The sequence below is a fragment of the Ignavibacteriales bacterium genome, from assembly GCA_026390815.1.
In the GTDB taxonomy this organism is placed as follows: domain Bacteria; phylum Bacteroidota; class Ignavibacteria; order Ignavibacteriales; family SURF-24; genus JAPLFH01.
Genome location: JAPLFH010000043.1, coordinates 50163 through 71560 on the forward strand (window position 1 = coordinate 50163; position 21398 = coordinate 71560).

The following is a 21398-nucleotide window of genomic DNA, read 5'->3' on the forward strand; positions in this document are numbered from 1 at the left end:
ACTAGAAAGGAGATTTAATAATGCCATATAGAATGCAAGAAAATGCAGCGAAGACAATAGAAACAATTACTATTGGTTTAGCCAGTCCCGATGATATTTTGTCTCGCTCACACGGTGAAGTTACAAAACCAGAAACTATCAATTATCGTTCATTCAGACCAGAAAAAGATGGTTTGTTTTGCGAGAAAATTTTTGGTCCGATTAAAGATTGGGAATGCCATTGCGGTAAATATAAAAGAATCCGTTACAAAGGAATTGTTTGCGATAGATGCGGAGTTGAAGTTACTCAGAAAGCAGTACGCCGCGAAAGGATGGGGCATATTGCCCTTGCAGTTCCGGTTGTACATATTTGGTTCTTCCGTTCTCTACCGTCTAAGATTGGTAATATAATTGGAATGACAACTAAAGAGTTGGAAAAAATTATATACTACGAATCTTATGTTGTAATTAATCCAGGTCCTACAGGATTAAGCGCAAAAGATTTGATTTCAGAAGATCAATATTTTGAAATTCTTTATTCCCTTCCTGCCGGCAATGAAAAATTAGACGAGAACGACCCCAAAAAATTTGTTGCTAAAATTGGTGGTGAAGCCGTTAGAGAATTGCTAAAGAGATCCGATGTTGAAACACTATTTCATCAATTAAGAGAACAATCCAAAGTAGAAACTTCACAGCAAAAGAAAGCTGATCTTTTAAAACGTTTACGAGTTCTAGAAGCTTTTAGAGAAGATGATATTAAACCGATGAATAAACCGGAATGGATGGTATTAAGTGTAGTTCCGGTAATTCCTCCAGAACTAAGACCATTAGTTCCGCTTGAAGGTGGAAGGTTTGCAACAAGTGATTTGAATGATCTTTACAGAAGAGTGATTATTCGTAATAACAGATTAAAAAGATTAATTGATATAAAAGCACCGGAAGTAATTCTTCGTAATGAAAAACGAATGCTTCAGGAAGCAGTTGATGCACTCTTCGATAATTCAAGAAGAGGAAACGCAGTAAGAAGTGATAGCAACCGTCCGCTAAAATCGTTAAGCGATATGCTTAAAGGTAAGCAAGGACGATTCCGCCAGAACTTATTAGGAAAAAGAGTTGATTATTCCGGTCGTTCTGTAATCGTCGTTGGTCCCGAGTTAAAACTGCATCAATGTGGTTTACCAAAGGATATGGCAGTGGAATTATTCAAACCTTTTATCATTAGAAAATTGATCGAGAGAGGACATAATAAAACTGTTAAGAGTGCAAGAAAAGTTGTTGATAGAAAAGATCCGTTAATATGGGGAATTCTTGAAAACATAATTGAAGGACATCCGATCATGTTGAACCGTGCTCCAACGTTGCACAGGTTAGGCATTCAGGCGTTCCAGCCAATATTGATCGATGGAAAAGCAATTCAACTTCATCCAATGGTTTGTACTGCATTCAATGCCGATTTCGATGGAGATCAAATGGCAGTGCACGTACCACTTTCTTATGAAGCACAGCTTGAAGCATCATTATTGATGTTAAGCAGCCATAATATTCTTTCACCACAAAATGGAAATCCTATTGTTATCCCAACTCAAGATATCGTTTTAGGATGCTACTACCTTACAAAAGTTAAGGAAGGAGCTTATGGTGAAGGTTTAAGATTCAGTTCACCAGAGGAAGTTTTAATCGCTTATAACTCAAAAGCAGTGGATCTTCATGCAAAAATAAAAGTTAAATTTGATGGGAAAATTATCGACACCACAACGGGTAGAGTAATTTTTAATCAAATTGTTCCAAAGGAAATGGGTTTCTTAAACGAGTTGCTGATAAAGAAAATATTTAGTGGATTCATATACAAATTGTTCATCAAACTTGGAAACAAAGTTACTGCTAAATTCCTAGATGATTTGAAAGATTTAGGATTTAGATATGCAACTGCAGCAGGAATTTCTGTAAGCTTTTCAGATATGATTGTGCCGGAAGAAAAAATTAAATTGATTGATGATTCCAATAAAAAGGTTGGTGCAATTCTAAACGAACATGAACAAGGTGTTATTACGGATGCTGAAAGATACAATAAGATTATCGACGTTTGGACTCATACAACAAATAACGTTGCAAAATCTTTGATGGAAAAATTGAAAACTGATCAACTTGGCTTTAATTCTCTTCATATGATGGTTGATTCTGGTGCAAGAGGTTCGCAGGAACAGGTTCGTCAATTGGCTGGTATGCGTGGATTAATGATGAAACCGCAAAAAAGTTTAACTGGTCAATCTGGTGAAATTATTGAGAATCCAATCGTCGCAAATTTTAGAGAAGGATTATCAGTACTGGAATATTTTATCTCAACTCACGGTGCACGTAAAGGATTAGCTGATACTGCTCTTAAAACAGCTGATGCTGGTTATCTTACCAGAAGACTTTGCGATGTTGCGCAGGATGTAATTATTTCAGAAATAGATTGTGGTACCATCCGTGGTGTTGCAGTAACAGCTTTAAAGGACGTAGAACAAGAACGTGAACCATTATCAGAAAGAATAACCGGTCGTGTAGCGCAAGAAGATGTTTACGATCCACGCACCGATGAAATGATTGTTGAAGCTGGTCAATTGATTAATGAAGGTATCGCTGAAAAAATTGAAGACGCAAATATTGAATCAGTTTATATTCGTACAGTTTTAACTTGCGAATCTAAACGCGGTGTTTGTGCAAAATGTTATGGTAGAAATTTAACAACTGGAAAACTGGTAGAAATTGGTGAGGCAACTGGTATTATAGCTGCACAATCAATCGGTGAACCTGGTACGCAGCTTACATTAAGAACATTTCACCTTGGAGGTACTTCGTCACGTATTGCAAGTCAGTCCCAAGTAGAAACAAATGTTGAAGGAAAGGTTAGCTACGAAAAAGTTAATTTTGTTGAAAGAACTGATTTTTTTGGAAAAACTAAAGTTGTAATAGGAAGACGTGGTTCAATAAATATTACGGATAAAGATAATAGGCAAATAAAGAAGTTTGATGTTCCTTATGGATCTGAGTTAATTGTAAATGATGGACAAGCAATCAAAAAAGGAATTCCTCTTTTCAATCACGATCCATATAACTCAGTAATTCTAACAGATATTGCGGGCAAAGTTACCTTTGTGGATTTAGTTGATGGTGTAACCATGCAGCAAGTAACAGATGAACAGACTGGTCACGTGCAAAAAGTTGTTATTGAATCTAAAGATAAAACATTAACTCCGAGTATATTGATTACACCGGTTGAAGAAAAGACTGGCTCGCATAAATCACATGCAAAAGATTTTGAAGAAGGTAAAAAGATATTTAACATTCCCAATAGGGCATACATCTCTGTTGAAGAAGGAGAAGTAGTTCAAGCTGGAACAATCCTTGCAAAAATATCTAAACAAACTACAAAGACCAGAGATATTACAGGTGGGTTACCCCGTGTAACAGAATTATTTGAAGCAAGAAGTCCGCATGATCCTGCCATAGTAGCAGAAATAGAAGGAATGGTTAAGTTCGGAGCAAGGAAAAAAGGCTCTAGGGAAATTATAATTATTGCTCCAGATGGTTCTTACGAAAAAGTATATTCCGTTCCTTACGGTAAACATATTCTCGTTCAAGAAAGTGATGAAATTCCTGTAGGTGAAAAAATCACCGATGGACCAATCGATCCACATGATATTCTTAAAATTAAAGGAACTAATGCTGTTCAAGAATACTTAGTAAATGAAATACAGGATGTTTATCGTTTACAAGGTGTTAAAATAAATGATAAACACATTGAAATTATCGTTAGACAGATGTTACAAAAACTAAAAGTTGTGTCATCTGGTGATACAAGATTTATTGAAGAAGATTACGTTGATAGAATTGAATTTAACACTGAAAATGATAAAATTAAAACGATGGTTTATATTACTGATCCAGGAGGATCCAAATTCAAAACCGGGCAACTTTTAACCAGGAATAAATTCAGAGAATTAAACATCGAATTACAACGAAAAAGTAAGAAATTGATCGAAGCAAGAGATGCGGAAGCTGCAACATTTGAACATGTTTTATTAGGAATTACCCAAGCTGCACTTTCGACAGATAGTTTCCTTTCTGCTGCTTCATTCCAGGAAACAACCAAAGTATTAACAAATGCCTCAATTGAAGCCAAAACAGATTATCTGATTGGCTTAAAGGAAAACGTTGTTATGGGTCATCAAATTCCGGCCGGCACTGGATTAAAGAAGTACAGAAACATCCTGCTTAAAGGAGAGGAAGTGGTAAAAGAAGCTGAACAAACTGAGGAAATAAAGGAAGTAGTAGTATAAAATAAATAATATCATTTAAATGATTAATAAAGGCGACAGTTGCTTGACAATATAGGTTAATATAAATATATTTGTCGTCTAAAATTTTTTAAAATTGAGTTTTAGGAGGATTTTTAGTGCCCACAATAAATCAGTTAGTTCGAAAAGGGCGTATTAGGATTTTATCGAAAAACAAAGCTCCTGCTCTTGAGGCTTGCCCTCAAAAACGAGGAGTTTGTACTAGAGTTTATACAACGACACCTAAAAAACCAAATTCAGCTTTACGAAAAGTTGCAAGAGTTAGGTTAACAAATGGAATTGAAGTTACTGCTTATATTCCTGGCGAAGGACATAATTTGCAGGAACACTCAATAGTATTAATCAGAGGTGGTAGAGTAAAAGACTTACCAGGTGTTCGTTATCATATAATTCGTGGTACTTTAGATACAAGCGGTGTTGAAGATCGTAAAAAAGCTCGTTCTAAGTACGGAGCTAAAAAACCAAAAGCAAAATAAAATATGAGAAAAAGAAGAGCCGAAAAAAGGTATATAAAGCCTGATCCAAAATATAATGATTTAAATCTGGCAAAGTTTATCAATGCAATAATGTACGAAGGCAAAAAAAATGCCGCACGTCGTGTTGTTTATGAAGGATTTGAAATTATTGAAGAACGCACTAAAAAAGCAGCAATGGATGTATTTAATAGAGCGATAAATAATGTTCAACCTTATGTTGAAGTAAGAAGTAGAAGAGTTGGTGGTGCAACCTATCAAGTTCCAATGGAAGTTAGACCAGAAAGACGGTTGGCGTTAGCTTATCGTTGGATTAAAACCTACGCACGGGCTAGAAATGAAAAATCCATGGCAGCTAAACTTGCCTCAGAATTGATTTCAGCTTCAAATGGAGAAGGTTCGTCAATTAAGAAGAAAGATGATACTCATAAAATGGCAGAAGCAAATAAAGCATTTGCTCATTTCAAGTGGTAATGGAGAAAGGGAAATAAGTATTTAGTATGCACGAAAGAGTAAGTATAGATAAAGTTAGAAATATTGGGATTATGGCGCACATAGATGCGGGTAAAACCACTACTACTGAGAGAATTCTGTTCTACACAGGAAAAACTCACAGGATGGGTGAAGTACACGATGGTGCTGCTACAATGGATTGGATGGAACAGGAAAAAGAACGTGGAATTACAATTACGAGTGCAGCAACTACTTGTTTTTGGAATGATTATCAAATAAATATAATTGATACGCCTGGGCATGTTGATTTTACTGTAGAAGTTGAAAGGTCTTTAAGAGTTCTTGATGGTGCTATTGCTCTGTTCTGTGCAGTTGGCGGTGTTGAACCACAATCAGAAACTGTATGGCGGCAAGCTGATAAATATAGCGTTCCCAGAATTGCTTTTGTAAACAAGATGGATCGCGTTGGTGCAGATTTTTTTCACGCTGTTGAAATGATGAAAGATAGATTAGGCGCTAATGCTGTACCTGTTACATTACCAATTGGTGAAGGTGATCTGTTTGTTGGAATTATTGATCTTATTTCCTTCAAAGCACTTATGTATCACGAAGAAACCTATGGTGCCACTCACGATGAAATTCCGATTCCTCAAAGTTTAAAAGAGATTGCTAATAAATATAGAACCTTAATGCTCGAGGCTGTTTCTGACGTGGATGATACTCTGCTGGAAAAATATTTAGAAGGTAAAAATATTTCGGAAAATGAAATTATTAAAGTGTTAAGACAAGCAACTATTCAGGCAAAAATTATCCCGGTTCTTTGTGGATCATCCTTTAAAAATAAAGGTGTGCAAAGATTGTTAGACGCTGTTATTGAATTTTTACCTTCCCCAATTGATGTTGGAGATATTCAAGCACATCATCCTGATACAAAGGATGTTGTTGTTAGAAAGGTAAATGAGGATGAAGAGTTTACTGGATTAGCTTTTAAGATTATGTCTGATCCATTTGTTGGTAAGTTAACTTACGTTAGAGTTTATAGCGGCACCTGTAATGCTGGCTCATATGTTTATAACTCAGTATCAGGAAGAAAAGAAAGAGTTGGTAGAATTCTTAAAATGCACGCCAACCATAGACAGGATGTTGATGAAATTATTGCTGGTGATATTGCAGCAATTGTTGGATTGAAATATACAAAGACTGGTGATACATTATGCAATGAAGATGATCCAATAATTATGGAAAAGATGATATTTCCAGAGCCAGTTATTCAAATTGCAATTGAACCGAAAACTAAAGCTGATCAGGATAAACTATCAGAAGCTTTAGCAAAATTATCTGATGAAGATCCCACTTTTAAAGTAAAAGTTGATGATGAAACAGGACAGACATTAATTAGTGGAATGGGCGAACTTCATTTGGAAATTCTTGTTGATAGAATGAAACGCGAGTTTAAAGTTGAAGCAAATGTTGGTAAACCACAGGTGGCTTACAGAGAATCAATTACTGCAACTGTTAACGTAGAAGGTAAATTTATTAAACAATCAGGTGGACGTGGAAAATACGGTCACGTCTGGATTGAACTTAGTCCTAATGAACCTGGTAAAGGTTATGAATTTACAAATGCAATTGTTGGTGGTGTAGTTCCTAAAGAATATATTACTCCAGTTTCTGCTGGTATTCAGGAATCAATGAGAAATGGAGTTATTGCTGGATTTCCTGTTGTTGATATTAAAGCAAAATTATATGATGGTTCTTATCACGATGTTGATTCAGATGAAATTTCCTTTAAAGTTGCCGGATCTATGGCATTCAGAGAAGGTGCGAAAAAAGCGAAACCAGTTTTACTTGAACCCATTATGGCTGTAGAAGTTATTACACCTGAAGATTATTTAGGCGATGTAATGGGCGATCTAAATTCCCGCAGAGGAAAAATTGAAGGCTTTGCTGCCCGAAAAGATGCTCAGGTTATTAAAGCAACCGTTCCGCTTTCAGAAATGTTTGGTTATGCAACAATTTTAAGATCAATGACTCAAGGAAGAGCGATTTATTCAATGCAATTTTCACATTATCATGAAGTACCAAAAAGTATAGCGGATGAGATTGCAGAAAAAACACAAGTAAGAAGATCAGTTACAACCAATTAATAAAAGAGAAAAGTAAATAAAATTACAAGGAGAACTCGATGGCAAAAGAAAAATTTGATAGGAGTAAACCTCACGTTAACGTAGGAACTATTGGTCACGTAGATCATGGTAAAACCACATTAACGGCTGCCATCACTATGGCGCTTAGCAGAAAGGGCTTATCAGCAATCAGAACATTTGATAGCATTGATAATGCTCCGGAAGAAAGAGAAAGAGGTATTACTATTGCAACAGCTCACGTTGAATACTCAACAGCTAATAGACACTACGCTCACGTAGATTGTCCTGGTCACGCAGATTATGTTAAAAACATGATCACTGGTGCTGCACAAATGGATGGTGCAATTCTTGTCGTTGCTGCTACTGATGGTCCAATGCCTCAAACCAGGGAACATATTCTTTTAGCTCGTCAGGTGGGTGTTCCAAAAATGGTTGTATTCTTAAATAAAGTTGACGCAGTTGATGATCCTGAATTAATTGAATTGGTTGAAGAAGAGTTGCGAGATTTGTTGACTAAATATGAATTCCCGGGTCTTGAAATTCCGATTATTAAAGGATCTGCGCTTCATGCTTTAGAAGCTGGTACAGATCTAACCACAAAGATGGACGACCCAAGATTTACATGTATTTGGGAACTTATGGAGGCAGTTGATAATTATATTCCGCTTCCAGAAAGAAGTGTAGATAAACCTTTCTTAATGCCAGTTGAAGATGTTTTTTCAATCACTGGTCGTGGTACTGTTGCTACAGGTAGAGTTGAAAGAGGACAAGTTAAAATTCAGGAAGAAGTTGAATTGATTGGACTTGGTGTTCATAAGAAAACAGTTGTTACCGGTATTGAAATGTTTAGGAAAGAATTAGATGCAGCAATGGCTGGTGATAATGCTGGAATTCTTTTAAGAGGTATTGATAAAAATGAAATTGAAAGAGGAATGGTTTTAGCTAAAACCGGAAGCATCACTCCTCATAAAGTTTTTGAAGGTGAAGTTTATATTCTTTCAAAAGAAGAAGGTGGAAGACACACACCATTTTTTAACGGATACAGACCACAATTTTATTTTAGAACAACTGACGTTACCGGAGTTGCAACATTACCAGAAGGAACCGAGATGGTTATGCCTGGTGATAATGTAAAATTAAAAGTTGAGTTGATTTCTGAAATTGCAATGGAAGAAAAACTTCGCTTTGCTATTCGAGAAGGTGGTAGAACAGTTGGATCTGGTGTTGTAACCAAGATTATATCATAAATGATTTTATTCCCGAAAGGATTAAATACTTTCGGGAAAAATTTTTATAGGAGTAGAAAACGTGGCTGGACAGAAAATAAGAATAAAATTAAAATCGTACGATCATATTCTTATTGATAAATCGACTGAAAAGATAATTAAGACTGTAAAGAGTACTGGAGCTGTTGTTTCTGGTCCAATTCCTCTTCCAACTAAAAAAACTATTTATACAGTCCTTCGTTCACCTCACGTCGATAAAAAGTCGAGAGAACAATTCGAAATTAGAGCACATAAAAGAATAATTGATATTCATAACTCTAATAACAAAACCGTCGATTCCCTTAGTAAATTGGAAATTCCGGCGGGTGTTGATATAGAGATAAAGTTATAAGGATTTTGAAAAAATGCCTGGATTGATTGGTAAAAAACTGGGAATGAGTAACTTTTTTGCTTCAGATGGAACGCTTGTTCCGGTCACTATTATTCAAGCTGGTCCTTGTCCTGTAGTTAGAATAATAAACAAAGAAAATGATGGTTACGAGGCTTTACTATTAGGCTTCGGAACCAGAAAAGTAAAAAATATTTCCAAACCAGTGTTGGGTCAATTTAAGAAAAGTGGAGTTACACCCACAGCTTCTATAAAAGAATTTAAAAATTTTGATGTTAACAATTACAAAATTGGTGACAGTATTAATGTTGAACTTTTTACTGAAGGTGAGTTTGTAAAAGTAACTGGCAAAACAAAAGGAAAAGGATTCCAGGGTGTAATGAGAAGACACAACTTTGGTGGCGTTGGTGGTACAACTCACGGCCAAAGTGATAGATTACGCGCACCTGGTTCTATCGGTTCCAGTTCTTATCCTTCAAGAGTATTTAAAGGACAAAGAATGGCTGGTAGAATGGGTTATGACCAGGTTACAATAAGACATCTTAAAGTAATTAAAGTGATTGCAGAAAAAAATATAATTATGGTAAAAGGATCAGTTCCTGGATCCATAAATTCAATAGTTGAAATTAACAAGTAAAAGTTTGGTTTAAAGATGACATTAGATGTTTATAAAATAGATGGCACTAAAAGCGGCGAAACCGTTGAATTGAAAGATGATATTTTCAATATCGAGCCAAACGATCACGCCATTTATTTAACTGTTAAGGCTCATTTGGCAAACCAGCGCCAGGGTACTTCTAAAGCTAAAGAAAGAAACGAAGTGCGTGGTGGTGGAAAAAAACCTTGGCGACAAAAAGGAAGAGGTGGTGCAAGAGCAGGTACATCACGTTCACCACTTTGGGTTGGTGGTGGTACTATCTTTGGACCTAAACCAAGGGATTATTATCAGGACATTAATAAAAAAGTTAAAAAGCTGGCAAGAAAATCTGCACTTTCATATAAAGTTAAAGACGAGCAATTAATGGTTGTGGAAGATTTTAACCTTGATGCACCTAAAACAAAAGAGTTCTCCAATATTCTTAAAGCATTAAAGTTAGAAAATAAAAAAGCTCTTCTGCTAACAAACGGAAACTTAGAGAACATTTACAAATCTAGCCGTAACATTCCCAAAATTAATGTTCTTGATGCAGTTAACGCTTCAACTTATGACATTCTTAATAATCAGATGGTTGTTATTCAAAAAGGCGCAGTTGAAGCTTTCGAAAAAACATTTAGCAGCAACATTGTTAAGGTGGTTGAATAATATGCGACAAGTTTTAATCAAACCGCTCATTACGGAAAAGATGAATGCATTAGCTGAAGCACAAAACAAATATGGTTTTATTGTGGATTATGCGGCTAATAAAATCCAGATTGCAAATGCAGTTGAAGAAAAATTTAATGTAGTTGTTTTCGATGTAAACACTATTAGATACGATGGTAAAACTAAAACACAATTTAGAAAAAGTGGAAGATTTACTGGTAAATCTCCAAAGTTTAAGAAAGCAATTATAACATTAGTAAAAGGTCAAAAGATAGACCTGTTTGAAGAAGTTCAGTAATTACGACCACACGAATTGGAGTAGTCTTTAATGGCAATTAGAAAATTAAAACCGAATACACCAGGAACAAGATTTATGTCTATTCCTTCCTTCGAAGAAATTACGAAGACGGAACCGGAAAAATCTTTAACGTTGTCTTTAAGAAAATCTGGTGGAAGAAATAATTTAGGTAGAGTAACATCACGTCACCGAGGCGGTGGTCATAAAAGAAAATTGAGAGTTATTGATTTTAAAAGAGATAAAACTGGAATTCCAGCAAAAGTATTTTCGATTGAATATGATCCAAACCGTTCATCAAGAATAGCGCTTTTGCATTATAGTGATGGCGAAAAACGATACATCCTTGCACCTGATGGATTAAAAGTTGGCGAAACATTAGTATCGGGTAGTGGAATAGAAATTAAAGTTGGTAATGCACTAAAGTTAAAAGAAATGCCTCTTGGAAGCTTTGTTCATAACGTAGAAATTAAACCGGGTAAAGGTGGACAAATTGGTAGAAGTGCTGGTTCCTCCGTACAACTGATGGCAAAAGAAGGCAAATATGCACAATTGAAAATGCCTTCCGGCGAAGTAAGAATTATTAGTGTTGACTGTATGGCTACATATGGATTGGTAGGAAATACTGATCACGAAAATATTAGTGTTGGAAAAGCAGGAAGAAGCAGATGGCTTGGAATCAGACCTCATGTACGTGGAGTTGCAATGAATCCTGTAGACCATCCAATGGGTGGTGGTGAAGGTAAAACTTCTGGTGGTGGTCATCCGGTTTCTCCGTGGGGTACGCCGGCAAAAGGTTATAAAACTCGTAAGAAAAAGAATTCTTCAAATAAATACATTATAAAACGTAGAAGTAAGTAGAGAGTAGTAAATGCCAAGATCTGTAAAAAAGGGACCATACATTGACGTTAAATTGCAATTAAAAATTCGTCAAATGAACCAAGCGAACCAGAAGAAAATTATTAAAACCTGGTCTCGTTCAAGTACCATTTCTCCAGAATTTGTTGGACATACTGTTGCAGTACACAACGGTAATAAAATGATTCCGGTTTATGTTTCAGAAAATATGGTTGGCCACAAATTAGGTGAATTTTCACCAACAAGAATTTTTAGAGGTCATCCCGGAACAAAAGCAGAAAAAGCATCTAAGGTAAAATAAAGTAATCCGAGGTTAGGAAATTATGCAAGCAAAAGCAACACATAGATACATTGGAACATCACCAAGAAAGATGAGGCTGGTAATTGATTTGATCCGTGGTAAAGCTGCAGATCAAGCTATGGAAATTCTTCATTTCCAACCAAAACATGCTTCTAAAGATGCAATAAAAGTTTTAAGATCAGCTATTTCTAATATGCTAAATAATGATGCGGCTGCAAGTAAAGTTGAACCTTCAGAATTGGTTGTTAAAGAAGTATTTGTTAATTGCGGACCAGCAATGAAAAGAATTTTACCTGCTCCTATGGGCAGAGCTTATAGAGTTAAAAAAAGATCTAATCATTTAACAATAGTTGTTGCAACTAAAGAGTAAAACTTAGGAGGAATTTTTGGGACAGAAGTGTAATCCGACTGGATTAAGATTAGGGATCATTAAAGGATGGGATTCTAACTGGTACGAAAGTAAAAGTTACGCCAGCAAATTAGTTGAGGATAAACAACTTCGGCAATACGTTAGACAAAGATTAAAGAAAGCCGGCATCTCAAAAATATTTATTGATAGAACTTCTAAAAATGTTATTCTTACAATCAACACATCTAGACCTGGTGTAGTAATTGGTAAAAGTGGAAAAGAAATAGCACAGCTGGAACAAGAATTAAAAAAAATAAGTGATAAAGAAGTTAAAGTTCAGATTACAGAAATAAAAAGACCGGAACTTGATGCTTATTTGGTTGGTGAAAATATTGCATCACAATTGGAAGGCAGAATTTCATTCAGAAGAGCAATGAAAAGCTCTATAACTTCTGCAATGCGTATGGGTGCTGAAGGAATTAGAATTATGTGTGCTGGCAGGTTAGGCGGAGCAGAAATGGCTCGAACCGAACAGTACAAAGAAGGAAGAATTCCTTTGCATACACTTAGAGCAGATATTGATTATTCAACGGCAACAGCTCATACTATCTATGGAGCAATAGGAATAAAAGTTTGGATCTGCCGTGGTGAAATTCTTGGTAAAAGAGCAACAGAGTAATTAGCAGGAGTTTTTTGTTATGTTAATGCCTAAAAGAGTTAAATATAGAAAAGCACAACGCGGCAGAATGTGTGGAAAGGCTTACCGCGGAAGTACAATTTCATTTGGTGATTTTGGTTTGAAAGCTATGGAACCAGCGTGGATTACCAGCAGGCAAATTGAAGCATGCCGTGTTGCAATATCCCGCAAGATGAAAAGAGATGGACGAGTTTGGATTAGAATTTTTCCGGATAAACCAGTTACAAAGAAACCTTTGGAAACTAGAATGGGAAAAGGAAAAGGAGCTCCGGAATTTTGGGTGGCAGTAGTTAAACCTGGTAGAATTATGTTCGAAGTTGGTGGAATTCCGAAGGAACTTGCACAGGAAGCTATGACGGTTGCTTCCCATAAATTACCTATTAAAACAAAATTTGTTGTTAGACCTGATTACGAACAATAGGCAAGGTGATATGAAGATTCATGAAATTAGAGAAATGAAAACTAGCGAGATTATTCAGAAGATTACTGAAGATGAAAAAAATCTGTTAGATTTGAAATTTTCACACGCGTTAAAACAATTAACTAATACAGCTAAATTAAAATTAATACGTCGTGATGTTGCCAAAATGAAAACCATTTTAGCACAAAGAGAAATTGAAGAAAAAAATAAAGCCAAGAAAGAATAATAGGAGTTATTGCTGAAATATGGAAAAACGTTCCTTAAGAAAAACAAGAATTGGTTACGTTGTAAGCAATAAAATGGAAAAAAGCATTATTGTCGCCATCGAAAGAAAAGTTGCTCATGCTTTGTATAAAAAATATTTTAAGAAAACAACTAAACTGATGGCTCACGACGAAAAAAACGAATGTAAAATTGGCGATAAAGTAAAAATTATGGAAACACGACCGCTTAGCAAATCTAAAAAGTGGCGTTTAGTTGAAATCGTTGAACGCGCTAAGTAATCGACCCAAGGAGAATTCCAGATGATACAAGAAGAAACCTCATTAGTCGTTGCAGATAATTCAGGTGCAAAAAAAGTAAAGTGCATTAGAGTTCTTGGCGGAAGCAGCAGGCGGTATGCCAGTGTTGGTGATACAATTGTTGTTAGCGTTAAAACAGCTATCCCTGGTGGCACGGTAAAAAAAGGTGAAGTATCCAGAGCAGTTATTGTAAGAACGGCAAAAGAAGTTAAAAGAAAAGATGGTTCATATATTCGTTTTGATGAAAATGCAGCTGTTCTCATCAATGCACAGAACGAACCAAGAGGAACCAGGATCTTTGGTCCGGTTGCAAGAGAACTAAGAGATAAAAAATTCATGAAAATAATTTCTTTAGCCCCAGAAGTTTTATAAGAGCAGGATTTACTAAATGAAGATTCACAAAAACGATAATGTAATGATAATTGCCGGTAACTATAATGGAAAAACCGGAAAAGTTTTAAAAGTATTTCCAAAAGAAAATAGAGTTATAGTAGAAGGCGTAAATCTTAGAAAGCGCCACACCAAACCAAGTCAAAAAAGTCCGCAAGGTGGGATTATTGAAAAAGAAGCTCCTATAAACGTATCCAACGTTATGGTGCTCGATCCCAAGACTGGTAAACCATCAAGAATTGGAAAACAAATTATTATTGATGAAAAAACCGGCAAACAGAAAAGAGCAAGAATTCTAAAAACTAGCGGAGATATGTTAGCTTAATAATTTTTCATAGAGGTACTATTACTAATATGGCTGAAAAGAAACAACCGAAGAAAGAAGAAGTTAAACCAAAAGAACAAACTGGTAAAAAAGCTAAAGCCGGTAAAGAAGCTGAAGCTGCTAAAGTAAAAGAAGAAAAAATTACTCCACGTTTGTTTGATAAGTATAAAAAGGAAATTGTTCCGGATTTAATGAAACGATTTTCATATAAAAGCGTAATGCAAGTGCCAGGACTAGATAAAATTGTAGTTAATATGGGTGTTGGATCTGCAGTTACGGAACCAAAAAATCTTGAGGAAGCAGTAAGAGATTTGGAGACTGTTACAGGTCAAAAACCAAGTGTTAGGATTGCAAAAAAATCTATTTCTAACTTCAAACTTAGAGAAGGAATGAAAATAGGTGCGATGGTAACCTTACGTAGAGATAAAATGTATGAATTCCTGGATAGACTTATTACTATTGCTTTACCACGAGTTAGAGACTTTAGAGGAATATCAGATAAATCTTTTGATGGAAGAGGAAATTATACACTTGGAATAAAAGAACAAATCATATTCCCGGAAATTAATGTAGATAAGATTACAAAAGTATTAGGAATGGATATAACATTTGTTACAACTGCTTCAACAGATAATGAAGCGTATGAATTATTAACCGCCTTTGGCGTTCCGTTTAGAAAAAAAGAACTTAAACAAGCTTAACAGGAAATTTTATGGCAAGAACATGTTTAATTGCACGCGAAGCTAGAAGAAAAAAAATAGTAGAAAAATATGCTAAGCTTAGAAAAGAATTGAAAGAAAAAGGCGATTATGATGCTCTTCAGGCATTGCCTAAAGATTCCAATCCAATCAGGCTTCATCGACGATGCCAGATGACAGGTAGAGCGAGAGGTAATTACAGAAAATTTGGAGTTTCTCGTTTAGTGTTCAGAGAAATGGCTTTGAAAGGCGAAATTCCAGGTGTTAAAAAAGCAAGTTGGTAAAAGTTTAGGAGAATTTAGATGCCAGTTACAGATCCTATTGCAGATTTATTGACAAGAATAAGAAATGCAATTAAAGCGAGAAAAAAAAATGTTGATATACCTTTATCATCGATGAAAAAAAATGTTGCTGAGGTTTTAAAGAATAATAATTTCATCAATGATTATGGTATAGTTGAAGATAACAAACAAGGTATACTCAGAATCCAACTGAAATATACAAATGGTGTTTCAGCTATATCCGGCTTGAAGAAAATCAGCACTCCAGGTCTTAAGGTTTATATTGGAAAAGATAATATTCCAAAGGTTTTGAATGGTTTGGGTATGGCGGTTTTATCTACTCCAAAAGGTATTATAACCGACAAACAAGCAAGAAGAGAATCAATCGGCGGTGAAGTTATCTGCCACATTTGGTAAAATATTGACGGAGTTTAAGAGTGTCACGAATAGGTAAAAAACCGGTACTTACAGAAGGTGTTACAGTTTCTAAAACTGGCAACTTAATTAAAATAAAAGGTAAGTTAGGAGAGTTAACAAGAGAAATTCATCCAAACATGAAAATTGAAGTTAACAAAGATGAAATTGTTGTAGCACGACCGGATGATACAAAGCTGAATAAAGCACTACATGGTTTATCAAGGGCTTTAATTCAAAATATGGTTCAAGGTGTTAAAGAAGGATATTTAAAAACACTTGATATAGTCGGGGTTGGATTTAAAGCTGAACAAAAAGGTAAAAATGTATTACTAACAATTGGTTTATCACATCCAATTTATTTTGCACCACCGGATTCTATCAAGTTAGAAGTTACTACACCAACCCAGATGAAAATTTCTGGAATAGATAAAGAATTGGTTGGATTAGTTGCAGCTAAAATCCGGTCATTAAAAAAACCTGAGCCATATAAAGGTAAAGGTATTAAGTACAGTGATGAAGTTATTGTTAAAAAAGCTGGCAAGACAGCTGGTAAATAAATTGATTTGGAGTTAATAATAAAATGATTCTTAAAAACACTAATACAAGATTACGTTCTAAAACCAGAATAAGAAAAAAAATATTCGGAACGGCAGAACGCCCTCGTATGACGGTATATCGCAGCTTGTCACAAATTTATATTCAAATTATAGATGATGTTGCGGGGAAAACGGTTTTATCAGCTTCTTCATTATCAAAAGAAGTTATTGATGAAGTTAAAAAAGCTAAAGGTAAAATTAGTAAAAGTAAGCTCGTTGGTTCCTTGGTTGCAAAGAAAGCTGTGGAAAGTAAAATTACTTCAGTTGTTTTTGATAGAAATGGATATAGATATCACGGTCGAGTTAAAGCATTAGCTGATGCAGCCCGTGATGCAGGATTGAAATTTTAAAGTTTGTTGCCGGATCGTCTAATGGCAGGACAACGCCCTTTGGAGGCGTCTGTAGAGGTTCGAGTCCTCTTCCGGCAGCGAGAAAAATAAAGTTAAGAGTTAACGGAGAATAAATTGAAGCATACAAAAGTAAGCGGTATCGATAATCTAAAAGAAAAAATTGTTCATATTAATCGCGTTGCAAAAGTAGTTAAAGGTGGTAGAAGGTTTTCATTTAATGCTATTGTTGTAGTCGGTGATGGTAATGGACACGTGGGCGTTGGATTAGGTAAAGCAAATGAAGTTACCGATGCAATCTCCAAGGGAATTGATGATGCAAAGAAAAACGTTTACAAGGTTCCTGTTATTAAGGGAACAATCCCACATACTATAATAGGAAAATTTGGTGCTGGACAGGTATTACTAAAACCCGCTTCTGCTGGTACTGGGTTGATAGCTGGTGGTGGTGTGCGTGCTGTTCTTGAATCTGCTGGCGTGCAGGATATTTTGACAAAATCATTAGGATCCAGCAATCCACACAACCAGGTAAAAGCAACTTTAAGTGCTTTGTTAAATCTTACAGATCCAAGATCGATGGCAAGAAAAAGAGGAATCACTTTAACAGAATTGTTTAAATCCTAATTGAGGATATTGATGGCTAAGAAACTGAAAATAACACAAACAAAAAGTATAATCGACAGACCAAAACCGCAGAAGAAAATTATTGCTGCTTTAGGTTTAGGCAGACCGAATTATTCTATCGTTCATAATGATTCTCCTCAAATAAGAGGAATGATCAATAAAGTTGTTCACTTAGTTAAATTTGAAGAAATTGAAGAGTAAAGATTTAGGGAATTATACATGGATATTTTAAGTAATCTATCATACGCAAAAGGTTCTAGGAAAAAAATCAAAAGAGTTGGTCGCGGGCAAGGCAGCGGACACGGTGGAACTTCTACACGTGGTTCTAATGGTCAGCTTTCTCGTTCCGGTGCAAACCACAGAAGCTGGTTTGAAGGCGGTCAAATGCCTTTACAAAGAAGAATTCCTAAACGCGGATTCACTAGTCCTTTTAAAGTTGTATTTCAAACAGTAAATTTAGACAGACTTCAGAAATTAGTTGACGATAAAAAGATTGTTGACGGAGTTGTTAATCCAGTTGTTCTTTTTAAAACTGGTGCAATTCGTAAAGCTGCTGCTCCTTTTAAAATTTTAGGAGAAGGTGAGCTAAAATCGAAATTAAATATAGAAGCTTATGCCTTCAGCGAAACGGCTAAACAAAAAATTGAAGCTGCTGGCGGAACAATTAAAACAATTGAAGTTTAATGGCTACCATACAAGAAACTTTTAGAAACATATTCAAAATTCACGAGTTACGTCAAAGAATTATTTATACTTTGGCTATACTTGTTTTAGTTAGGCTTGGTGCGCACATTACCTTACCTGGTATTGATGCCAAGGTTTTGGCAAGTGCAATGGCTAACAGTACTTCAGATAATCTTTTTGGATTATATGATTTATTTGTAGGTGGAGCATTTAAAAATGCTGCCATTTTTGCACTGGGAATTATGCCTTACATAAGCTCATCTATTATCATTCAGCTTATGGGAGCAGTTGTTCCATACTTCCAAAAACTTCAACAGGAAGGTGAAGAAGGCAGAAAAAAAATCAATCAGTTAACCCGTTATGGAACAGTTCCAATTTCTGCAATGCAGGCTTGGGGTGTTACAATTCACTTGATGAATATGAGTCCTAATGGTCAATCGATTGTACCAGCCTCAGTTGCTGGTTATGGATTTATTTTATCTACAATTGTTATCCTTGTCTCCGGTACTGTTTTTATGATGTGGCTTGGAGAACAGATTACTGATAAAGGAATTGGTAATGGTATTTCAATGATAATTTTCATTGGAATTATTGATAGATTCCCTTATGCAATACTTGATGAGTACAGGCTGATTGTTTCCGGACAAAGAAATATTATTATAGAAATTATAATTCTTACTTTTATGATTTTAGTAATTGCAGGTGTAATTTTAGTTACCCAGGGTACCAGAAGAATTCCTGTTCAATATGCAAAACGAGTTGTAGGAAGAAAAGTTTATGGTGGAGTAACGCAGTATATTCCACTTAGAGTTAATACTGCCGGAGTTATGCCAATTATCTTTGCACAATCAATTATGTTTGTTCCTAATACTGTTTTATCTTTCTTTCCTAACAGTGAGTTTATGCAAAGTTTAGCAACATATTTTGAATTCCGCTCTGTTACATATTCAGTTATTTATGCAATAATGATAATCTTCTTTACTTATTTTTATACTGCTATTGCCTTTAATCCAAAAGATGTTGCAGACAATATGAAGAAGCAGGGAGGATTTATTCCTGGAATTCGTCCAGGAAAACAAACCTCTGAATTTATAGATAATATTTTAACAAAAATCACTTTACCGGGTTCTTTTTTCCTTGCGATCGTAGCTATACTTCCCGCATTTGTGTCAGGATTCGGAGTTTCCGGTCAGTTCGCATCTTTCTTTGGCGGTACAAGTTTGTTGATTGTTGTTGGTGTTGCTTTAGATACATTACAACAGATAGAATCGCACCTGTTGATGCGGCATTATGATGGATTTATGAAATCCGGAAAGATTAGAGGAAGAAGGTAATCTTTAATTGTGATCATTATAAAGACTAAGAAAGAAATTGATTATATAAGAGAAAGTTGTAAGATTGTTGCCGAAACATTATTGTTAATTAAAAAAAATGTTAAACCGGGTGTTTCGACTTTTGAGTTAGATAAAATTGCTGATGATTATATACAGAGTAACAATGCTAAATCAGCATTTAAAGGTTACTCACAAGGTGGTTCTTTGAAATTTCCAGGTTGTATCTGTACTTCAGTTGATGAAGAAGTAGTTCATGGAATTCCAGGTAGCAGGATCTTGAAAGAAGGTGAAATCATTTCTCTTGATTGCGGTGTTGTAAAAGATAATTATTTTGGTGATGCCGCTTTATCCGTTGCTGTTGGAGAAATTTCTGAAGATAAAAAGAAATTGATGAATGTTACTGAAGAATCTCTTTACAAAGGAATTGAACAAGCTCTGGTAAATAACCGGGTACACGATATTTCCTTTGCTGTGCAGCAATATGTAGAATCAAATGGATTTTCTGTTGTAAGAGATTTATGCGGTCATGGTGTAGGAAAAAGATTACATGAAGAACCTTCAATTCCAAATTTTGGAAAAAAGGGTACAGGTCCAAAACTGAAAAAAGGAATGACATTGGCAATAGAACCGATGGTTAATTTTGGCAGTTACGAAATTAAAGTTGATTACGATGGCTGGACAATTTTAGCAGCAGATGGTTTTCCATCAGCTCATTTTGAGCATACCGTTTTTATAAATGACGGTAAACCAGAAATATTAACAATTGCTTAAATAAATGGCTAAACAAGGTCCAATAAAAGTAGATGGTGTGGTAACCGAAACTTTACCAAACGCACACTTTAGGGTAAAGCTGGATAACAACCACGAAATACTTGCACATATTTCTGGTAAAATGCGGATGCACTTTATAAAAATTTTGGTTGGTGATAAAGTTGCGATTGAATTATCACCATACGATTTAAACAAGGGAAGAATTACATACAGATATAAATGATGGAGAAGCAATGAAGGTTAGAGCTTCAGTAAAAAAGATTTGCGACAATTGTAAAATAATTAAGCGCAAAGGGCAAGTAAGAGTTATTTGTAAAAACCCAAAACATAAACAAAGACAAGGTTAAAATAAGGAGATTGCAGTTTGGCTCGTATTGCAGGAATTGATTTACCAAAAACAAAAAAAGCCTTTATTGGATTAACTTATATCTTTGGTATTGGTCAGCATACCGCTAAAAAGATATTAACTAAAGCTAAAGTTAACCCCGATAAAAAAGTAGCCGAGTTAACAGAAGAAGAAATTGCCGAAATTCGTTCTGTAATGACCGCTGATTATAAAGTTGAAGGAGCTCTTAGAAGTGAAATTCAACAGAGCATTAAGAGACTGATGGATATTGGTGCCTATAGAGGATTACGCCATAGAAAAGGTCTGCCAGTAAGAGGTCAGCGTACAAGAACAAATTCCAGAACCAGAAAAGGCAAGAGAAGAACTGTTGCCGGGAAAAAGAAAACACCGGCTAAGAAGTAATATTGAATAATTAGGAGAAATCAGATTTGGCTAAAGTAGTTAAAAAAACTAAAAAAAGAGTTCACGTTGATGCAGTAGGTGTTGCTCACGTTAAGGCTACATTTAATAATGTTATTGTAACTCTAACCGATATTTATGGTAATACAATTTCCTGGTCTTCTGCTGGTAAAAATGGATTTAAAGGATCAAGAAAAAATACTCCATTTGCAGCTCAGGTATCTGCAGAAGCTGCTGCAAAGGAAGCCGTTGATCTTGGATTAAGAAAAGTTGATGTTTTGGTAAAGGGACCAGGTGCTGGCAGAGAAGCCGCCATCCGTGCGCTAAATACAGCCGGTCTGGATGTTATGTCTATTAAAGATATTACTCCAATACCGCATAACGGTTGCAGACCACCAAAGAAAAGAAGAGTTTAATTTAACGGAGATATTTTAG

General features: G+C 35.4%; 32 protein-coding genes and 1 tRNA gene. All 33 read left to right on the top strand.

All coding sequences use genetic code 11. The features are described from left to right. Nucleotides 1-20 precede the first annotated feature (20 nt). The 33 genes from rpoC to rpsK all read left to right on the top strand — a co-directional run bounded on the left by rpoC (nucleotide 21) and on the right by rpsK (nucleotide 21379). Nucleotides 21-4301: a DNA-directed RNA polymerase subunit beta' gene (gene rpoC, locus NTX22_13575; GenBank protein ID MCX6151552.1), complete on the top strand. Its 4281-nt coding sequence runs from the start codon at nucleotides 21-23 to the stop codon at nucleotides 4299-4301. A gap of 116 nt (nucleotides 4302-4417) precedes the next feature. Further along, on the top strand, nucleotides 4418-4795 hold the full coding sequence (gene rpsL, locus NTX22_13580; GenBank protein MCX6151553.1) for a 30S ribosomal protein S12: 378 nt from the start codon (nucleotides 4418-4420) through the stop codon (nucleotides 4793-4795). Nucleotides 4796-4798: 3 nt separating this feature from the next. Then, nucleotides 4799-5266 (top strand): 30S ribosomal protein S7, encoded by a 468-nt coding sequence (gene rpsG, locus NTX22_13585; protein ID MCX6151554.1) that lies wholly within the window; start codon nucleotides 4799-4801, stop codon nucleotides 5264-5266. Between the two features lie 26 nt (nucleotides 5267-5292). Beyond that, nucleotides 5293-7392, top strand: coding sequence for an elongation factor G (gene fusA, locus NTX22_13590; protein MCX6151555.1), 2100 nt, complete (start codon nucleotides 5293-5295; stop codon nucleotides 7390-7392). Nucleotides 7393-7430: 38 nt separating this feature from the next. Further along, nucleotides 7431-8639, top strand: a complete 1209-nt coding sequence (gene tuf / locus NTX22_13595) for an elongation factor Tu (GenBank protein ID MCX6151556.1) — start codon at nucleotides 7431-7433, stop codon at nucleotides 8637-8639. Between the two features lie 61 nt (nucleotides 8640-8700). Continuing rightward, complete coding sequence (rpsJ, locus tag NTX22_13600; protein ID MCX6151557.1) at nucleotides 8701-9009, top strand: 30S ribosomal protein S10; 309 nt, start codon at nucleotides 8701-8703, stop codon at nucleotides 9007-9009. Nucleotides 9010-9022: 13 nt separating this feature from the next. After that, entirely contained in the window at nucleotides 9023-9643 is a 621-nt protein-coding gene (gene rplC, locus NTX22_13605; protein ID MCX6151558.1) for a 50S ribosomal protein L3, read from the top strand. A 15-nt stretch (nucleotides 9644-9658) separates the two neighbouring features. Beyond that, nucleotides 9659-10309, top strand: a complete 651-nt coding sequence (gene rplD / locus NTX22_13610; GenBank protein ID MCX6151559.1) for a 50S ribosomal protein L4 — start codon at nucleotides 9659-9661, stop codon at nucleotides 10307-10309. Nucleotide 10310: 1 nt separating this feature from the next. Then, nucleotides 10311-10607, top strand: a complete 297-nt coding sequence (rplW, locus tag NTX22_13615) for a 50S ribosomal protein L23 (GenBank protein ID MCX6151560.1) — start codon at nucleotides 10311-10313, stop codon at nucleotides 10605-10607. Between the two features lie 30 nt (nucleotides 10608-10637). Next, on the top strand, nucleotides 10638-11465 hold the full coding sequence (gene rplB / locus NTX22_13620) for a 50S ribosomal protein L2 (GenBank protein ID MCX6151561.1): 828 nt from the start codon (nucleotides 10638-10640) through the stop codon (nucleotides 11463-11465). A 10-nt stretch (nucleotides 11466-11475) separates the two neighbouring features. Further along, nucleotides 11476-11763: a 30S ribosomal protein S19 gene (rpsS, locus tag NTX22_13625; GenBank protein MCX6151562.1), complete on the top strand. Its 288-nt coding sequence runs from the start codon at nucleotides 11476-11478 to the stop codon at nucleotides 11761-11763. Between the two features lie 22 nt (nucleotides 11764-11785). Continuing rightward, nucleotides 11786-12133 carry a 50S ribosomal protein L22 gene (gene rplV / locus NTX22_13630; protein ID MCX6151563.1) on the top strand — a complete coding sequence of 116 codons (348 nt, stop codon included), beginning with the start codon at nucleotides 11786-11788 and terminating at the stop codon, nucleotides 12131-12133. 16 nt (nucleotides 12134-12149) lie between these two features. Continuing rightward, the gene (gene rpsC / locus NTX22_13635) at nucleotides 12150-12791 is read left to right on the top strand and encodes a 30S ribosomal protein S3 (protein ID MCX6151564.1); all 642 of its coding nucleotides are present in this window, start codon (nucleotides 12150-12152) and stop codon (nucleotides 12789-12791) included. A 19-nt stretch (nucleotides 12792-12810) separates the two neighbouring features. Beyond that, a complete protein-coding gene (rplP, locus tag NTX22_13640; GenBank protein MCX6151565.1) occupies nucleotides 12811-13230 on the top strand; it encodes a 50S ribosomal protein L16 in 420 nt (139 codons plus the stop codon). 10 nt (nucleotides 13231-13240) lie between these two features. Next, nucleotides 13241-13456: a 50S ribosomal protein L29 gene (rpmC, locus tag NTX22_13645; protein ID MCX6151566.1), complete on the top strand. Its 216-nt coding sequence runs from the start codon at nucleotides 13241-13243 to the stop codon at nucleotides 13454-13456. A gap of 19 nt (nucleotides 13457-13475) precedes the next feature. After that, nucleotides 13476-13733, top strand: a complete 258-nt coding sequence (gene rpsQ, locus NTX22_13650; protein MCX6151567.1) for a 30S ribosomal protein S17 — start codon at nucleotides 13476-13478, stop codon at nucleotides 13731-13733. Nucleotides 13734-13754: 21 nt separating this feature from the next. Continuing rightward, nucleotides 13755-14123 (top strand): 50S ribosomal protein L14, encoded by a 369-nt coding sequence (gene rplN, locus NTX22_13655; GenBank protein ID MCX6151568.1) that lies wholly within the window; start codon nucleotides 13755-13757, stop codon nucleotides 14121-14123. 16 nt (nucleotides 14124-14139) lie between these two features. Then, complete coding sequence (gene rplX / locus NTX22_13660) at nucleotides 14140-14466, top strand: 50S ribosomal protein L24 (GenBank protein ID MCX6151569.1); 327 nt, start codon at nucleotides 14140-14142, stop codon at nucleotides 14464-14466. Nucleotides 14467-14606: 140 nt separating this feature from the next. Next, nucleotides 14607-15167 (top strand): 50S ribosomal protein L5, encoded by a 561-nt coding sequence (rplE, locus tag NTX22_13665; GenBank protein ID MCX6151570.1) that lies wholly within the window; start codon nucleotides 14607-14609, stop codon nucleotides 15165-15167. A gap of 11 nt (nucleotides 15168-15178) precedes the next feature. Continuing rightward, nucleotides 15179-15448, top strand: coding sequence for a 30S ribosomal protein S14 (gene rpsN / locus NTX22_13670; protein MCX6151571.1), 270 nt, complete (start codon nucleotides 15179-15181; stop codon nucleotides 15446-15448). Nucleotides 15449-15466: 18 nt separating this feature from the next. Beyond that, nucleotides 15467-15862, top strand: a complete 396-nt coding sequence (gene rpsH / locus NTX22_13675) for a 30S ribosomal protein S8 (GenBank protein MCX6151572.1) — start codon at nucleotides 15467-15469, stop codon at nucleotides 15860-15862. 20 nt (nucleotides 15863-15882) lie between these two features. Then, the gene (rplF, locus tag NTX22_13680; protein MCX6151573.1) at nucleotides 15883-16419 is read left to right on the top strand and encodes a 50S ribosomal protein L6; all 537 of its coding nucleotides are present in this window, start codon (nucleotides 15883-15885) and stop codon (nucleotides 16417-16419) included. Between the two features lie 23 nt (nucleotides 16420-16442). Continuing rightward, nucleotides 16443-16808 carry a 50S ribosomal protein L18 gene (rplR, locus tag NTX22_13685; GenBank protein MCX6151574.1) on the top strand — a complete coding sequence of 122 codons (366 nt, stop codon included), beginning with the start codon at nucleotides 16443-16445 and terminating at the stop codon, nucleotides 16806-16808. 7 nt (nucleotides 16809-16815) lie between these two features. Beyond that, a tRNA-Gln gene (locus NTX22_13690) sits at nucleotides 16816-16886 on the top strand. A 60-nt stretch (nucleotides 16887-16946) separates the two neighbouring features. Next, complete coding sequence (gene rpsE, locus NTX22_13695) at nucleotides 16947-17429, top strand: 30S ribosomal protein S5 (GenBank protein ID MCX6151575.1); 483 nt, start codon at nucleotides 16947-16949, stop codon at nucleotides 17427-17429. A 12-nt stretch (nucleotides 17430-17441) separates the two neighbouring features. Continuing rightward, on the top strand, nucleotides 17442-17630 hold the full coding sequence (gene rpmD / locus NTX22_13700; protein ID MCX6151576.1) for a 50S ribosomal protein L30: 189 nt from the start codon (nucleotides 17442-17444) through the stop codon (nucleotides 17628-17630). Nucleotides 17631-17648: 18 nt separating this feature from the next. Continuing rightward, the gene (gene rplO / locus NTX22_13705; GenBank protein MCX6151577.1) at nucleotides 17649-18113 is read left to right on the top strand and encodes a 50S ribosomal protein L15; all 465 of its coding nucleotides are present in this window, start codon (nucleotides 17649-17651) and stop codon (nucleotides 18111-18113) included. Beyond that, entirely contained in the window at nucleotides 18113-19447 is a 1335-nt protein-coding gene (gene secY / locus NTX22_13710) for a preprotein translocase subunit SecY (protein ID MCX6151578.1), read from the top strand. Before rplO ends, secY begins: the two co-directional genes overlap by 1 nt. Nucleotides 19448-19456: 9 nt before the next feature. Beyond that, nucleotides 19457-20218: a type I methionyl aminopeptidase gene (gene map / locus NTX22_13715; GenBank protein MCX6151579.1), complete on the top strand. Its 762-nt coding sequence runs from the start codon at nucleotides 19457-19459 to the stop codon at nucleotides 20216-20218. Nucleotides 20219-20222: 4 nt separating this feature from the next. Beyond that, nucleotides 20223-20441 carry a translation initiation factor IF-1 gene (gene infA, locus NTX22_13720; protein MCX6151580.1) on the top strand — a complete coding sequence of 73 codons (219 nt, stop codon included), beginning with the start codon at nucleotides 20223-20225 and terminating at the stop codon, nucleotides 20439-20441. 10 nt (nucleotides 20442-20451) lie between these two features. Next, nucleotides 20452-20565: a 50S ribosomal protein L36 gene (gene rpmJ, locus NTX22_13725; protein ID MCX6151581.1), complete on the top strand. Its 114-nt coding sequence runs from the start codon at nucleotides 20452-20454 to the stop codon at nucleotides 20563-20565. A gap of 17 nt (nucleotides 20566-20582) precedes the next feature. After that, complete coding sequence (gene rpsM / locus NTX22_13730) at nucleotides 20583-20966, top strand: 30S ribosomal protein S13 (protein MCX6151582.1); 384 nt, start codon at nucleotides 20583-20585, stop codon at nucleotides 20964-20966. A 26-nt stretch (nucleotides 20967-20992) separates the two neighbouring features. Next, nucleotides 20993-21379, top strand: a complete 387-nt coding sequence (gene rpsK / locus NTX22_13735; GenBank protein MCX6151583.1) for a 30S ribosomal protein S11 — start codon at nucleotides 20993-20995, stop codon at nucleotides 21377-21379. The last annotated feature ends 19 nt before the right edge of the window (nucleotides 21380-21398 follow it).